Origin of the sequence: Streptomyces sp. NPDC026206, assembly GCF_040638465.1 — a bacterium.
Classification (GTDB): Bacteria; Actinomycetota; Actinomycetes; order Streptomycetales; family Streptomycetaceae; genus Streptomyces.
The window spans coordinates 186,871-200,311 of record NZ_JBEZYL010000002.1 but is presented as its reverse complement, the minus strand read 5'-3'; the positions used below and the strand labels follow the sequence as shown (position 1 = coordinate 200,311).

The window sequence follows — 13,441 nt, the reverse complement described above, 5'->3', positions numbered from 1 at the left end:
CCGGACGGGCTGGATCGGTCAGGCCCGCCGCCCGGTCGGCGGCTTCCGGCTACCTGCGCGGTACTGAACGGGCCACGGCGCGCCCGGGCCCTCGTAGCCCTGGTCCGCGGCCGCGTGCAGGGTCCAGTTCGGGTCGTAGAGGTGGGGGCGTGCCAGCGCGCACAGGTCGGTCCGGCCCGCCAGGATCAGGGAGTTGACGTCGTCCCACGACGATATGGCGCCCACCGCGATCACCGGTACGCCCACCTCGTGGCGGATGCGGTCCGCGAAGGGCGTCTGGTACGAGCGCCCGCGCTCGGGGCGCTCGTCGGGGACGACCTGGCCGGTGGAGACGTCGATGGCGTCGGCCCCGTGACCGGCGAAGGCGCGGGCGATGGCGACGGCGTCGTCCGCGGTGGTGCCGCCCGGTGCCCAGTCGGTGGCGGAGATCCGGACCGTCATCGGCCGGTCGGCGGGCCAGGCGGCCCGCACGGCGTCGAAGACCTCAAGGGGGTAGGCCAGCCGGGCCTCCAGGCTGCCGCCGTAGGCGTCCTCGCGGTGGTTGGTGAGCGGGGAGAGGAAGCTGGAGAGCAGATAGCCGTGCGCGCAGTGCAGTTCCAGGAGGTCGAAGCCGGCGCGGGCCGCGGCCTCGGCGGCCCGCACGAACCGCTCGCGGATCGCCGCGAGTCCGGGGACGGTCAGGGAGTGCGGGGTCTGGCTGACGCCGGGGCGGTAGGGCAGGGGGGAGGGGGCGGCGAGCGGCCAGTTGCCGTCGGGGAGCGGCTCGTCGATGCCGTCCCACATCAGGCGGGTGGAGCCCTTGCGGCCGGAGTGGCCGAGCTGGACGCCGAGGGCGGTGCCGGGGGCCCGGCCGTGGACGAAGCCGGTGATCCGGCGCCAGGCGCGCTCGTGCTCCGGGGCGTAGAGACCGGCGCAGCCCGGGGTGATGCGGCCCTGCGGGCTGACGCAGACCATTTCGGTCATCACCAGGCCCGCGCCGCCGAGGGCGCGGGCGCCGAGGTGGACGAGGTGGAAGTCGCCGGGGGTGCCGTCGGTGGCGGAGTACATGTCCATCGGGGAGACCACGACGCGGTTGCGCAGGGTCAGGCCGCGCAGCCGGAAGGGGGTGAACATCGGGGGCGTGCCGGGTGGTATGCCGGCCTCGGCCTCGACGCCGGCGACGAACCGCGGGTCGCGCAGGCGGAGGTTGTCGTGGGTGACGCGACGGCTGCGGGTGAGGAGGTCGAAGGCGAATCGGCGGGGCGGCCCGCCTGCGTGGAGCGCGAGGTTCTCGAACCACTCCAGGCTGGCGCGGGCGGCGCGCTGGGTGGACTCGACCGCCGGGCGCCGCTCGGCCTCGTACGCCGCCAGGGCGTCGGGCACCGTCGCCGCGTCCTGGAGGTGACCGGCGAGGGCCAGGGCGTCCTCGACGGCGAGCTTGGTGCCGGATCCGATGGAGAAGTGGGCGGTGTGGGCGGCATCGCCGATCAGGACCGTATGTCCGTGGGACCACCGTTCGTTGACGACCGTGCGGAACGCGGTCCACGTGGAGCGGTTGGAGCGCAGCGGGCGGTCGCCGAGGAGGTCGGCAAAGTACTTGCCGCACTGCTCGGCCGAGGCTCTCTCGTCACAGCGGTCGAAGCCGGCCCGCCGCCACACCTCCTCGCGCATTTCGACGATGACGGTGCTGGCCTGGGGGCCGTAGGGGTAGGCGTGGAGCTGCATGATGCCGTGTTCGGTCTCGGCGATCTCGAAGCGGAAGGCGTCGAGGGCGAAGTCGGCGGCGAGCCAGAGGTAGCGGCAGCGGTGCGTGATGAGAGTGGGGCCGAAGAGGTCGCGGTGGGTGTGGCGGGTGCGGCTATGGACGCCGTCGGCGGCGATGACGAGGTCGTGGCGGCCGGCCAGTTCGGCGGCGGGCGGTGCCTCGGCGCGGAATCTCAAGGTGACGCCGAGCGCGCGGCAGCGCGCGTGGAGGACCGCCAGGAGCCGGTGGCGGCCCAGTGCGGCGAAGCCGTGACCACCGGAGCGCAGCACGGTTCCGCGGTGGACGATGTCGATGTCGTCCCAGCGCACGAACTCCCGGCTGAGCGCGGCGTACACGGCCGGATCGGCGCTCTCGACGCCGCCGAGGGTCTCGTCGGAGAGGACGACGCCGAAGCCGAAGGTGTCGTCGGGGGCGTTGCGCTCCCAGAGGGTGACCTCGCGCCGGGGGTCCAGGCGCTTGAGGAGCGCGGCGGCGTAGAGGCCGCCGGGGCCGCCGCCGATGACCGCGACGCGCGCGGCCGCCGTCACCGGCCCTGCCACTTGGGGGGCCGCTTCTCGGTGAAGGCGGCGTGGAACTCGGCGTAGTCGGCGCTGTTCATGAGCAGGGCCTGGGTGGCGGCGTCCAGCTCGATGGCGGCGGCGAGCGGCATGTCGAGTTCGGCGGTGAGCAGGGCCTTGGTCTGGGCGTGGGCGAGCGCGGGCCCTTCGGCGAGGCGGCGGGCGAGGGCCTGGGCGGCGGTGTGGGCCTCTCCCTGGCCGGTCAGGGAGCTGATGAGTCCGATGCGTTCGGCCTCGGGCGCATGGACGGGCTCGCCGAGCATCAGCAGCCGGGTGGCGTGGCCGAGGCCGACGACGCGGGGCAGGAGGTAGGCGGCGCCCATGTCGCCGCCGGAGAGGCCGACTTTGGTGAAGAGGAAGGCGAAGCGGGCGGTCGGATCGGCGACGCGGAAGTCGGCGGCGAGCGCGAGGACGGCGCCGGCGCCTGCGGCCACCCCGTGAACGGCGGCGATCACGGGGAACGGGCAGTCGCGCAGGGCCCGTACGGTCTGACCGGTCATGCGGTTGAAGTCGAGGAGACGGCCGGTGTCCATGGCCAGCGTCGCGCCGATGATCTCGTCGACGTCGCCGCCGGAGCAGAAGCCCCGGCCCTCGCCGCCGAGCACGAGGGCGCGTACGGAGCCGTCGCGGGCGAGTTCGGGCAGGAGGTCGCGCAGGTCGGCGTAGGCGCCGAAGGTGAGGGCGTTGAGCCTGCCGGGGCGGGCGAGGGTGACGGTGGCGACGCCGGAGTCGAGGGTCAGGCGCAGGTGCCGCCATTCCTCGGTGCGGGACGCGGAGCCGGTGAACGGACTCACGGAGGACGGCCTCCTTCAGCCGGGGGGCTGGTGCCTGCCCGGTGAAGTTATCACCGCCACGTGACCGTCGTCACGAGTGCGCGATAGAGGGTGAGGTGGCCCTTGCCGCGCACTCGCGACGGGCGGTCAGCCGGCCAGCGTGGCCACCAGCACCGCCTTGATGGTGTGCATCCGGTTCTCGGCCTCGTCGAAGACGACGGAGTGCACCGACTCGAAGACCTCGTCGGTGACCTCCAGCGAGGTCAGGCCGTGGCGCTCGTAGATCTCGCGGCCGACCGTGGTGCCCAGGTCGTGGAAGGCCGGCAGGCAGTGCAGGAACTTCACGGCCGCGTTCCCGGTGGCGCGCAGCACGTCCATGGTGACGGTGTAGGGGGCGAGCAGGGCGATCCGGGCGTCCCAGACCTCCTTGGGCTCGCCCATCGACACCCACACGTCGGTGGCGACGAAGTCCGCCCCGCGCACGCCCTCGGCGACGTCCTCGGTGAGCGTGATGCGTGCGCCGCTCGTCTCGGCCAGCCGCCGGGCGCGGGTGACGACCTCGGGGGCCGGCCAGAGCTCCTGCGGCGCCACGATGCGCACGTCCATGCCCAGGAGGGCGCCGGTGACGAGGTAGGAGTTGCCCATGTTGTACCGGGCGTCGCCGAGGTAGGCGTAGGCGACGTGCTCCAGCGGCTTGGCAGTGTGCTCGCTCATGGTGAGCACGTCGGCGAGCATCTGGGTGGGGTGCCACTCGTCGGTCAGGCCGTTGTAGACGGGCACGTCGGCATAGGCGGCGAGTTCCTCGACGACGTACTGGCCGTGGCCGCGGTACTGAATGGCGTCGTACATCCGGCCGAGCACCCGCGCGGTGTCCCTGACCGACTCCTTGTGGCCGATCTGTGAGCCGTTCGGGTCGAGGTAGGTCGTACGGGCCCCCTGGTCCGCGGCGGCGACCTCGAAGGCGCAGCGAGTGCGGGTGGAGGTCTTCTCGAAGACGAGCGCGATGTTGCGACCCTGGAGGCGGCGCTCCTCGGTGCCGGCGCGCTTGGCGGCCTTGAGCTCGGCAGCCAGCTCGATCAGGCTGTGGAACTCCTCGGCGGTGAGGTCCGTCTCCTTGAGGAAGTGACGGCCCTTGAGGTCTGTCGCCATGGGATGGGCTCCTAGGTCATCGACACTGCGCGTACAAAGTTGGAAGTCTATACAACCACTCGCATTAGTATGCAGATAGGGGGTCAGGGCCCGGGCACCGGGTCCCGCTCGACCGGACAGCTCATGCACCGCGGCCCGCCCCTGCCCCGGCCCAGTTCGCTGCCCGGGATGGTGATGACCTCGATGCCGTGCTTGCGCAGGAACGTATTGGTCGTGGCGTTCCGCTCGTAGGCGACCACCACGCCCGGCTCTATGGCCAGCACGTTGCAGCCGTCGTCCCACTGCTCGCGCTCCGCGGCGTGCACGTCCTGCCGGGCGGTGAGCACCCGTATGGAGTCCAGCCCGAGGGCGGCGGCTATCGCCCGGTGCATGTGCTCCGGCGGATGGTCGGTGACCTTCAGCTCGCGCTCGCCGGCACCGGGCTCGATGGTGTACGAGCGGAGCATGCCCAGCCCCGCGTACTGGGTGAAGGTATCTCCGTCCACCATGGTCATCACGGTGTCCAGGTGCATGAACGCCCGCCCCTTGGGCATGTCCAGCGCCACGATCGTACGGGCCGACCCCGCGGCGAACAGCCCGCGGGCCAGCATCTCCACCGCCTGCGGGGTGGTGCGCTCGCTCATCCCGATCAGCACCGCACCCTCGCCGATGACCAGCAGGTCACCGCCCTCGATCGTCGAGGGGTAGGCCGCCTGCCCCTCGCACCAGATGTGGAAGCCGCCCTGCGCGAAGAGCGGGTGATGGCGGTAGACGGCCTCGTAGTGCACGGTCTCGTGCCAACGGGCCGGCCAGCGCATGGCGTTGATGGACACCCCGTCATAGATCCAGGCGGAGGTGTCCCGGGTGAAGAGGTGGTTGGGCAGCGGGTTGAGCAGGAAGTCGTCCTGCTCCATGACGTGGAAGCGGACGGAGACCGGCTCGGCGTGCCGCTCCAGGAACTCGCGCTTGGTCATCCCGCCGACGAGCCAGGAGGTCAGCTCGGCCACGGGCATCTCGTCGAAGGCGGCACGCAGGTGGTCGGTGGCCAGGGGGCCGTACTCCTTCTCGTCGAAGACCCGGTCCAGGACGAGCGTCCGGGCGACCGGGGAGCGCATGCTCTCCTCCAGCAGGTCCTGGAAGAGGTGCACCTCCACCCCGCGCTCGCGCAGCACGTCGGCGAAGCCGTCGTGCTCGGCGCGGGCGCGGCGCACCCAGAGCACGTCGTCGAAGAGGAGTGCGTCCTTGTTGGACGGCGTGAGCCGCTTCAGCTCCAGGTCGGGGCGGTGCAGGATGACACGGCGCAGCCGCCCGGCCTCGGAATCGACATGGAATCCCATCCCCCCATCCTGACCTGAACCCGGCGTGATCACTCGGCACGCGGGGCACGGAGTGCCGCCGCGTGCCGAGTGCCCGTGGCCGGGGCCGCCGGCCCCGGCCACGGGCGAGCGCCCCTACAGGCGCGGGTCCACCGGCTCGGACTCCAGGGCGAGCACCGCGAAAACCGCCTCGTGGACCCGCCACAGCGGCTCCCCGGCCGCCAGCCGGTCCAGCGCCTCCAGGCCGAGCGCGTACTCGCGCAGGGCCAGGGAGCGCTTGTGGCCGAGGTGACGTATGCGCAGGCGGGTGAGGTTCTCCGGGCGGGTGTACTCGGGGCCGTAGATGATGCGCAGGTACTCCCGGCCGCGGCATTTGATGCCGGGCTGGACGAGCCTGCCGTCGGCCCCGCGGACACAGGCCTTCAGCGGCTTGACGACCATGCCCTCGCCACCGGCGGCGGTCAGCTCCAGCCACCAGCGGATGCCGGCGGCGACGGAGTCCTCGTCCCCGGTGTCGACGGCCAGGCGGCGGGTGGGGGCGAGCAGGCGGGCGGGCTCGTCATCGGGGCGGTCCGCCTCGACGAGCCGGTCGATCAGCGCCAGCTGCTCGTCGTGCGCAAGCGCGGCCAGGCTGCGGCCCTGCACGGCCAGGATCTGGAACGGCGCCAGCCGTATGCCGGCCAGGCCGTCCTCGCCGCCGCCCGCGGGCCGGCAGTAGCGTCCGTACGCCTGTACGAAGGCCGCCGCGTCCTCGGCTCGCTCGCGCTGGCGGCCGAGGAGGCCGGATACGTCCACACCGCGCGCGGCGGCCGACTCCAGCGCGGCGAGCGCGCCGGGGAAGACCGTGCGGGAGGCGGCGCCCACGGCCGCGTACTGGCTGCGCAGCAGGCCGGTCGCCTTGAGCGACCAGGGCATCAGCTCGGCGTCCAGCAGCAGCCAGTCGGTGTCCAGCTCCTCCCATATGCCGGCGCTCCCGGCGGCTTCGCCCAGCCGGGTCAGCACCCGCCCGGCCGTCCCGGCGTCGTCGAAGAACGGGCGCCCCGTACGGGTGTGCACCGCCCCCGGCAGGCCCCCCACCGCGCCGAAGCGCTCGCGGGCGGTGTCCGCGTCCCGGCACAGGAGGACCACCGCGCGCGAGCCCATGTGCTTCTCCTGGCAGATCACCTGGCGCACGCCGTCCGCGCGGTACGCGGCGAAGGCCTGCGCCGGGTGCTCCAGATAGCCCTCCTCCTTCGAGGTGGCGCAGGGCGCCATGGTCGGCGGGAGGTAGACCAGGTGCCGGGGGTCGACGGCGAAGCGGCTCATGACCTCCAGGGCCGCCGCGGCGTTCTCCTCCTTCACCGCCACGCGGCCCAGGTGCCGCGTCTCCACGACGCGGCGTCCCGTGACGTCGTCGAGGTCCAGCGGGCGGCCGTCCGCGCCACCGGGCGCCTCGGCCACCAGCGGCTTCACCGGCTCGTACCAGACCTGCTCGGCCGGTACGTCCACGAGCTCGCGCTCGGGCCAGCGCAGGGCGGTGAGCCTGCCGCCGAAGACGGCACCGGTGTCCAGGCAGATGGTGTTGTTCAGCCAGCTCGCCGTCGGGGTGGGGGTGTGGCCGTAGACCACGGCGGCACGGCCGCGGTAGTCCTCCGCCCACGGGTAGCGCACGGGCAGGCCGAATTCGTCGGTCTCGCCGGTCGTGTCGCCGTACAGCGCGTGCGAGCGGACCCGGCCGGAGGTGCGGCCGTGGTACTTCTCGGGCAGCCCCGCGTGGCACACGACGAGGGAGCCGCCGTCGAGGACGTAGTGGCTGACCAGCGACGCGATGAAGTCGCGTACCCGCTCGCGGAACTCCGGGTCCCGCTGCGCCTCCCGCTCCAGCTGCTCGGCCGTCTCGGCCAGACCGTGCGCAACCCTGACCTGCCGGCCGCCCAGGAAGCGGCCCAGCTTGTGCTCGTGGTTTCCCGGTACGCACAGGGCGTGCCCGGCGGTGACCATGCCCATGACCAGGCGCAGCACCCCGGGGCTGTCGGGGCCCCGGTCGACGAGGTCGCCGACGAAGACGGCGGTACGGCCCTCGGGGTGTGCGGCGTCCACGGGGCGGCCGCCCCCGTCGCGGACGAGGACGTAGCCGAGACGGCCGAGCAGGCTCTCCAGCTCGGAGCGGCAGCCGTGGATGTCGCCGACGATGTCGAACGGGCCCGTGAGGTGCCGCAGGTCGTTGAACCGGCGCTCGCGGACCACCTCGGCCGATTCCACCTGCTCGGCCCCGCGCAGGACGTGCACCTTGCGGAACCCCTCGCGCTCCAGGTGGCGCAGGGAGCGGCGCAGCTCGCGCTGGTGGCGCTGGACGACGCGGCGGGGGAGGCCGGCCCGGTCCGGACGGGCGGCGTTGCGCCCGGCGCAGACGCCCTCGGGGACATCGAGGACGATGGCGACGGGCAGCACGTCGTGCTCACGCGCCAGCCGTACGAGCTCTTTGCGGGCCTCGGGCTGCACATTGGTCGCGTCGACGACGGTCAGCCGCCCGGCTGCGAGCCGCTTGCCGACGATGTAGTGCAGGAGGTCGAAGGCGTCCTTGCCGGCGCTCTGGTCGTTCGGGTCGTCGCTGACCATGCCGCGGCAGGCGTCGGAGGACACGGTCTCGGTGGGCTTGAAGTGGCGTGCGGCGAAGGTGGACTTGCCGGAGCCGGTGGCGCCGACGAGGACCACGAGGGACAGGTCGGGCACGGCGACGGGCGTGGTCGTCGTGGTCATACGGCCTCCGCCTCCTTCACGGTCTCGTTCCTGCTGTGCTGCTCGTTCATGTCGTTCCTGTGGAAGACGGCCATCTGTGTCGGCGGACCCACCTCGGGGTCTTCGGGGCCCACCGGCGTGAACTCCACGCCGTAACCGTGCCGCTCGGCGACCTTCCGGGCCCAGGCGCGGAACTCCTCGCGGGTCCACTCGAAGCGGTGGTCCGCGTGGCGCGCCTGCCCGGCGGGCAGGGAATCCCAGCGGACGTTGTACTCGACGTTGGGGGTGGTCACGACGACCGTCGCGGGACGGGCCGCGCCGAAGACCGCGTACTCCAGGGCGGGCAGCCGGGGCAGGTCGACGTGTTCGACGACTTCGCTGAGCACGGCCGCGTCGTAGCCGGCGAGCCGCCGGTCGGTGTAGGCGAGCGAGCCCTGCAGCAGGGCCACCCGTGCGGCCTGGCGCTCCGGCATGCGGTCAAGGCCCAGCCGCCGCGCGGCCTCCTTCAGGGCGCGCACCGAGACGTCCATGCCCACGATCTCGGTGAAGCGGGGGTCCTTGAGCAGCTCCCCCACCAGCCGGCCCTGACCGCAGCCCAGGTCGAGCACGCGCGCCGCCCCCGCCTTGCGCAGCGCCTCGATGATCGCCTCGCATCGCCGCACGGCCAGCGGCACGGGCCTGCCCGCTCCCTCCTCACCGCTGGACGCGGGATCCTTCTCCCGCGCCGCGTCGTCACACTCCCCCGCCCCTGCCCCTGCCTCGCCGCTCTCGTCGGCCTCAGCGGCCTCAGCGGCCTCGTCGGCCTCGGCGAGCCGGGCGAGGGCGAGGCGGTCGAGCGCCTCACGGGTGAGCGACCAGCGGCGGGCGAGGTAGCGGCCGGTGATGAGGCGTTGTTCGGGGTGGTTCTCCAGCCAGCCCTCGCCGGAGCGCAGCAGCTTCTCCACCTCGTCCGGCGTCACCCAGTAGTGCTTGCCGTCGTCGAGCACGGGCAGCAGCACATACAGGTGGCGCAGCGCGTCGGCGAGCCGCAGCTCGCCCTCCAGCACCAGCGAGACGTACCGCGACTCGCCCCACTCGGGGAACCGCTCGTCCAGCACCACCGGACGGGCCGTCACCGTCCAGCCCAGCGGCGCGAAGAGCCGCTCCACCAGGCCGGCACCACCCCGGGCGGGCAGCACGGGCACCTCGATGCGCAACGGCAGCCGCTGCCCGGGCAATTCGGGGCGGGCCGCGCACTGGCCCTTGAGCGCGGTGGAGAAGACACTGCCGATGGCCACGGCCAGCAGCGAGGACGCGGCGTAGGGACGGTCGTTGACGTACTGGGCCAGCGTGGAGTCGGGGGCGCCGCCGCGCCCCTTGCCCTTGCCGCGCCGGACCAGCGCCACCGCGTCGACCTCCAGCAGCAGTGCCGCCGTGCAGCACTCCGCGCTCGCCTCGGGATAGAGGACGTGCGCCGTGCCGTGGGAGGTCGAGAACTGCTGTGCGTTGTCGGGGTGCTTGTGCAGCAGGAATCCGAGGTCGGTCGCGGGGCGCCCGGGAGCGCCGTAGGTACTGATCGTCAGGAACACACTGCCGATTATCCCGGCCCGTACGCCCCGTTTCCTATCGGTTTTCGACCAGCCCCGCCAGTTCGGCGATCTGCTGCGGGCCGACGCGGCAGCAGCCGCCGATGAGCCGGGCCCCAGCCGCCCGCCACAGACCGATCCGTGCGGGGTCGAACGTAGGCCGCCCCCGCCAGTCCCGTGCCCGCGCATCCCACCCCTCCCCACTGTTCGGATAGACCACGACCGGCTTGCCCGTCACCCGGGCCGCGATCTCCACGGCCCGCTCCGCGTCGCCCGGTTCACAGCAGTTGACGCCGACGGCGAGGACCTGGTCGTTGCCGGCGGCCACCGCGAACGCCTCGGCGAGCGGCTGCCCCGCCCTGGTGCTCCCTCCCGTCACGCTGTACGACAGCCACACCGGCACCCCGCACCCGCGTGCCGCACCGAGCAGCGCCCGGGCCTCGTCCACATCCGGCACGGTCTCCAGCGCGAGCACATCCGGCCCGGCCGCGGCCAGCGTCTCGATCCGCGGCCGGTGGAACCGCTCCAGCTCGGCCACGCCCAGGCCGTACCGCCCTTTGTACTCACTGCCGTCGGCGAGCATCGCCCCGTAGGGCCCGACGGACGCGGCGACCCACACCTCCCGCTCCGCCCGCGCGGCCGCCCGGCGCGCCAGCTCCACACTCCGCCCGAGCAGCGCGGCCGCCTCCTGCCGCCCGAGGCCGCGGCGGGCGAAGCCCTCGAACGTGGCCTGATAGCTGGAGGTGATGAGCACCCGCGCACCGGCTCGTAGATACGCGGTGTGCGCCGCCTCGATCTGTTCGGGAGCGTCGGCGAGCAGCCGGGCCGACCACAGCTCGTCGGAGAGGTCGCACCCCTGCTCCACCAGCTGGTTGGACAACCCGCCGTCCAGGACGAGCGGCTCGCGCGCGAGCGCGTCGGCGAGGGATGTGGTGGGCGCGGCCATCGGGGGTGCTCCTCTGCGGTCTCCGTCCCCGGGCGGGCGGGTGGCCGCCTCACGGGCGCCGGCGCCCGGGCCCTCCATCCTGCCCTCTCGAACACTCGTCAACCGACCACGACGCCCACCGTCCGACTCACTCCCGGCGGGTGAAATTCCCCGGCCCCCGTGGGCCGGCGGAGTATCCGCCAGTGTCCGGCGCGCCCAGTGATCGTTGGCTCGGGCGGAGCCGGACCGCCCGGCCCGCGCACCGGTGCTGGCTGCCGGAGGCGACGAACGCAACGCCGCCCGCCCCCACCGGGAGGGCGAGGGCCGAGGAGGCCACCATGACCCAGGAAGCCGTGCCCGAAGAGGCCGTGCCCACCCAGGCCGCTTCCCAGCAGCAGGGCGCACCCAAGGGCCTGCTGCAGCAGATGGAGGAGCTGATGGCGGCGCTCAACGCCGATCTGACGCAGCTCGACGCCGACCTCCAGTCCTCCGACCGGCCGTCCGCGGCCGGGCAGGCACCGGACCAGGGCGGCGCCGGCACGGACTGACCCGCATCCCGCCGGCACCGGCACACCCGCGCTCCGTGCGTTCCTCATGCGGCACCTCCCCGCTCCCGCAGGGCGAGCCGTCTCAGCAGTCCGCCGATCCGGTCCGTCGTCTCGTCGGCGGCGTCGATCCCTTCTATGCACTGCCAGTACACGGCGTCCTCCTCGCAGACGCAGGCGACGCCGACCAGGGCTATGCCCACCTCTCCGAGGAGCTCTCCGAGGGCCGCCAGCACCGCCCAGGGGTCGTGCACTTCGGTGAGCTGTGCCGCTCGTAAGCCTCCGGCGCGCAGTGCCGTCCTGTGCAGCGCGCCGGAGGCCCGGCCTCCGGCCTCGCTCAGCCCCCGGGCCGCCGCGCGCGCCTCGAAGGGTCCATGGACCGCGAGATGGCTGCCGACCGCCTCCGCCAGCGCCTGCGCCTGCCATGCCTCCACGACGATGTCCTGCACCGCCCTGGCCTGCGCCAGAGCGCGCCTGGTGACATCGATCAGCCGCGCTGCCTCCATGACCGTCCCCCACATTTCCCGTCCGCCCGCTCTCACTACCCAGAGTGATGACTAACCGCCGGAAAAGCCAGGGGAATTCAGAAATCTGTGGATACCAGATGCGGTGTGGATAACTCAATCACTCCGGAGAGTGACCACCTTCATGATCCCCGCCCCGGCCGCCCGGCTTCCCCGGCGCCGGAAATCGCCGCTCATTTCGGTCGATCTTCGCCGACAGTGCCGCCAGAGCGTCGATCCCCAGCGCCTCGCAGAACTGCAGCAGGTAGGCCAGGACGTCCGCGACCTCGTCCTCCACCCGGCCCGCCGTCGCGGGCGCCTCCATCACACGCGCCGACTGCTCGGGCGTCAGCCACTGGAAGATCTCCACCAGTTCGGACGCCTCCACGCTCAGCGCCGAGGCCAGGTTCTTGGGCGTGTGGAACGGCTGCCAGTCGCGCTCGGCCGCGAACGCGGCGAGACGGCGCTGCAGCGCGTGGAGGTCAAGGTGCTGCTCGGGATGTCCGGTCATTCCCCCAGGTCTACCATCGACGCCCCGGCCACCTCTTCCGCCACCTCCCCCACCGCTCCCTGCACGGTCCCCACCAGCCTGATGTGCCCCCGCTCGCACATCCGCGCCGCCAGCGCCAGCAGTTCCCGCACCTGCCGTGGATCGAGGCACCGGTCGAGGCCGTCCGCCAGGACGGTCAGCACCTGCCGGGCGGGCAGCACCTCGGCGGCTGGGTCCACCGCCAGCACCCCGGGCCCCGTCAGCAACACCAGGCACAGGGCCAGATATCGCAGCTCGCCGTCGCCCAGGCGCTCCAGGGGCGTCGCCGCCCCCGACTGCCGCGCCAGCACGGCCCGGACGAGACCGCCCTCCAGGCCCTGCACCGACACGCCCTCGACCTGACCCCGGCACCCGGCTCCCGCCGCCGCGACCAGAGCCGCGTGCCGGGTGACGCATTCATTGCGGGTACGCCCCAGCACCGCGGCAACGTTGTCGCACGCGCCACGCAACAGCCCGTCGCGCGCGGCGACCGGGGCGCGCATCAGCTCGGGGCGCGGATCGCAGGGGAAGACCGAGCGCAGGGCGACCACCGCCTGCTCGGCCGCGTCCAGGACCATGCGCTGCCCCGCCGTCTTGCCCGCGACCCGCAGGGGCAGCAGCGCGGTACCCAGCCGGTCGTCGGGCAGCGGGGCCCGGGTGACGGGCACGGAGCCCGCGGTGTGCCAGGCCGCCTCGACCCTGGGCAGGCCCGGGTCGCGCAGCGCGGTGGACAACAGCGTCCGCCCCGATCCCGTCAGCCGCTCGCCGACGATGCGCAGTTCGGGCTCGGCCTGCACGGCGACGTCGAGGCGGACCGGGCCCACCGGCCCCTGCACCGTGCAGCCGATGCGGAAGCCGCGCCGCCCCTGCTCGTCGGGCCTGGCGTACTGCGGTACACACGCGGTGGCGCCGCCGGCCACGGGGGCGAGCGCCTCGTCGAGGGTGTCGCCGCCCGCGAGCCGGGCGAGGGTCTCGTAGGCCTGGAGGGCACTGGACTTGCCACTGCCGCTCGGGCCCCGGAAGAGGGTCAGCGGGCCGAGCGGATAGACGGCGTTGCGGTGTGATTTGAAGGCGGAGAGCCGCAGTTCTGTCACGGCGGGGCGCTGAAGCTGAGTGGCTGCTTCCATGCCCGGACCGT

The 13,441-nt window shown here is 73.2% G+C and carries 11 protein-coding genes; 1 reads left to right on the top strand and 10 read right to left on the bottom strand.

What is annotated here, in order from left to right; all coding sequences use genetic code 11:
• Positions 1–18: 18 nt before the first annotated feature.
• The 7 genes from AB0F13_RS04385 to mmuM form a co-directional block, all read right to left on the bottom strand.
• The gene (locus AB0F13_RS04385; protein WP_362074965.1) at positions 19–2,283 is read right to left on the bottom strand and encodes a bifunctional salicylyl-CoA 5-hydroxylase/oxidoreductase; all 2,265 of its coding nucleotides are present in this window, start codon (positions 2,281–2,283) and stop codon (positions 19–21) included.
• On the bottom strand, positions 2,268–3,095 hold the full coding sequence (locus AB0F13_RS04380; RefSeq protein WP_362074962.1) for an enoyl-CoA hydratase family protein: 828 nt from the start codon (positions 3,093–3,095) through the stop codon (positions 2,268–2,270). Before AB0F13_RS04380 ends, AB0F13_RS04385 begins: the two co-directional genes overlap by 16 nt.
• Before the next feature lie 126 nt (positions 3,096–3,221).
• The gene (argF, locus tag AB0F13_RS04375) at positions 3,222–4,223 is read right to left on the bottom strand and encodes an ornithine carbamoyltransferase (RefSeq protein WP_362074959.1); all 1,002 of its coding nucleotides are present in this window, start codon (positions 4,221–4,223) and stop codon (positions 3,222–3,224) included.
• Positions 4,224–4,306: 83 nt separating this feature from the next.
• Positions 4,307–5,539: an arginine deiminase gene (locus tag AB0F13_RS04370; protein WP_362074956.1), complete on the bottom strand. Its 1,233-nt coding sequence runs from the start codon at positions 5,537–5,539 to the stop codon at positions 4,307–4,309.
• 114 nt (positions 5,540–5,653) lie between these two features.
• Complete coding sequence (locus tag AB0F13_RS04365; RefSeq protein ID WP_362074953.1) at positions 5,654–8,257, bottom strand: polynucleotide kinase-phosphatase; 2,604 nt, start codon at positions 8,255–8,257, stop codon at positions 5,654–5,656.
• Positions 8,254–9,804 carry a 3' terminal RNA ribose 2'-O-methyltransferase Hen1 gene (locus tag AB0F13_RS04360; protein WP_362074950.1) on the bottom strand — a complete coding sequence of 517 codons (1,551 nt, stop codon included), beginning with the start codon at positions 9,802–9,804 and terminating at the stop codon, positions 8,254–8,256. The genes AB0F13_RS04365 and AB0F13_RS04360 overlap by 4 nt, the downstream gene beginning before the upstream one ends.
• A 34-nt stretch (positions 9,805–9,838) precedes the next feature.
• Positions 9,839–10,747 (bottom strand): homocysteine S-methyltransferase, encoded by a 909-nt coding sequence (gene mmuM / locus AB0F13_RS04355; protein ID WP_362074947.1) that lies wholly within the window; start codon positions 10,745–10,747, stop codon positions 9,839–9,841.
• Positions 10,748–11,064: 317 nt separating this feature from the next.
• On the opposite strand from mmuM, the gene AB0F13_RS04350 reads away from it, so the two are divergent.
• Positions 11,065–11,274: a hypothetical protein gene (locus AB0F13_RS04350; protein ID WP_362074944.1), complete on the top strand. Its 210-nt coding sequence runs from the start codon at positions 11,065–11,067 to the stop codon at positions 11,272–11,274.
• 44 nt (positions 11,275–11,318) lie between these two features.
• Here the strand turns inward: AB0F13_RS04350 and AB0F13_RS04345 are convergent, their stop codons facing one another.
• The 3 genes from AB0F13_RS04345 to AB0F13_RS04335 all read right to left on the bottom strand — a co-directional run bounded on the left by AB0F13_RS04345 (position 11,319) and on the right by AB0F13_RS04335 (position 13,430).
• Entirely contained in the window at positions 11,319–11,777 is a 459-nt protein-coding gene (locus AB0F13_RS04345) for a DUF6099 family protein (protein WP_362074941.1), read from the bottom strand.
• Positions 11,778–11,895: 118 nt separating this feature from the next.
• Positions 11,896–12,285: a nucleotide pyrophosphohydrolase gene (locus AB0F13_RS04340; RefSeq protein ID WP_362074938.1), complete on the bottom strand. Its 390-nt coding sequence runs from the start codon at positions 12,283–12,285 to the stop codon at positions 11,896–11,898.
• Entirely contained in the window at positions 12,282–13,430 is a 1,149-nt protein-coding gene (locus AB0F13_RS04335; protein WP_362074935.1) for an ATP-binding protein, read from the bottom strand. Before AB0F13_RS04335 ends, AB0F13_RS04340 begins: the two co-directional genes overlap by 4 nt.
• Positions 13,431–13,441: the final 11 nt, after the last annotated feature.

Coding starts and splice junctions, on each gene's coding strand:
- argF (WP_362074959.1), bottom strand. CDS start 4,223: ATGGCGACAGACCTCAAGGGCCGTCACTTCCTCAAGGAGACGGACCTC.
- AB0F13_RS04370 (WP_362074956.1), bottom strand. CDS start 5,539: ATGGGATTCCATGTCGATTCCGAGGCCGGGCGGCTGCGCCGTGTCATC.
- AB0F13_RS04365 (WP_362074953.1), bottom strand. CDS start 8,257: ATGACCACGACGACCACGCCCGTCGCCGTGCCCGACCTGTCCCTCGTG.
- mmuM (WP_362074947.1), bottom strand. CDS start 10,747: ATGGCCGCGCCCACCACATCCCTCGCCGACGCGCTCGCGCGCGAGCCG.
- AB0F13_RS04350 (WP_362074944.1), top strand. CDS start 11,065: ATGACCCAGGAAGCCGTGCCCGAAGAGGCCGTGCCCACCCAGGCCGCT.
- AB0F13_RS04345 (WP_362074941.1), bottom strand. CDS start 11,777: ATGGAGGCAGCGCGGCTGATCGATGTCACCAGGCGCGCTCTGGCGCAG.
- AB0F13_RS04340 (WP_362074938.1), bottom strand. CDS start 12,285: ATGACCGGACATCCCGAGCAGCACCTTGACCTCCACGCGCTGCAGCGC.
- AB0F13_RS04335 (WP_362074935.1), bottom strand. CDS start 13,430: ATGGAAGCAGCCACTCAGCTTCAGCGCCCCGCCGTGACAGAACTGCGG.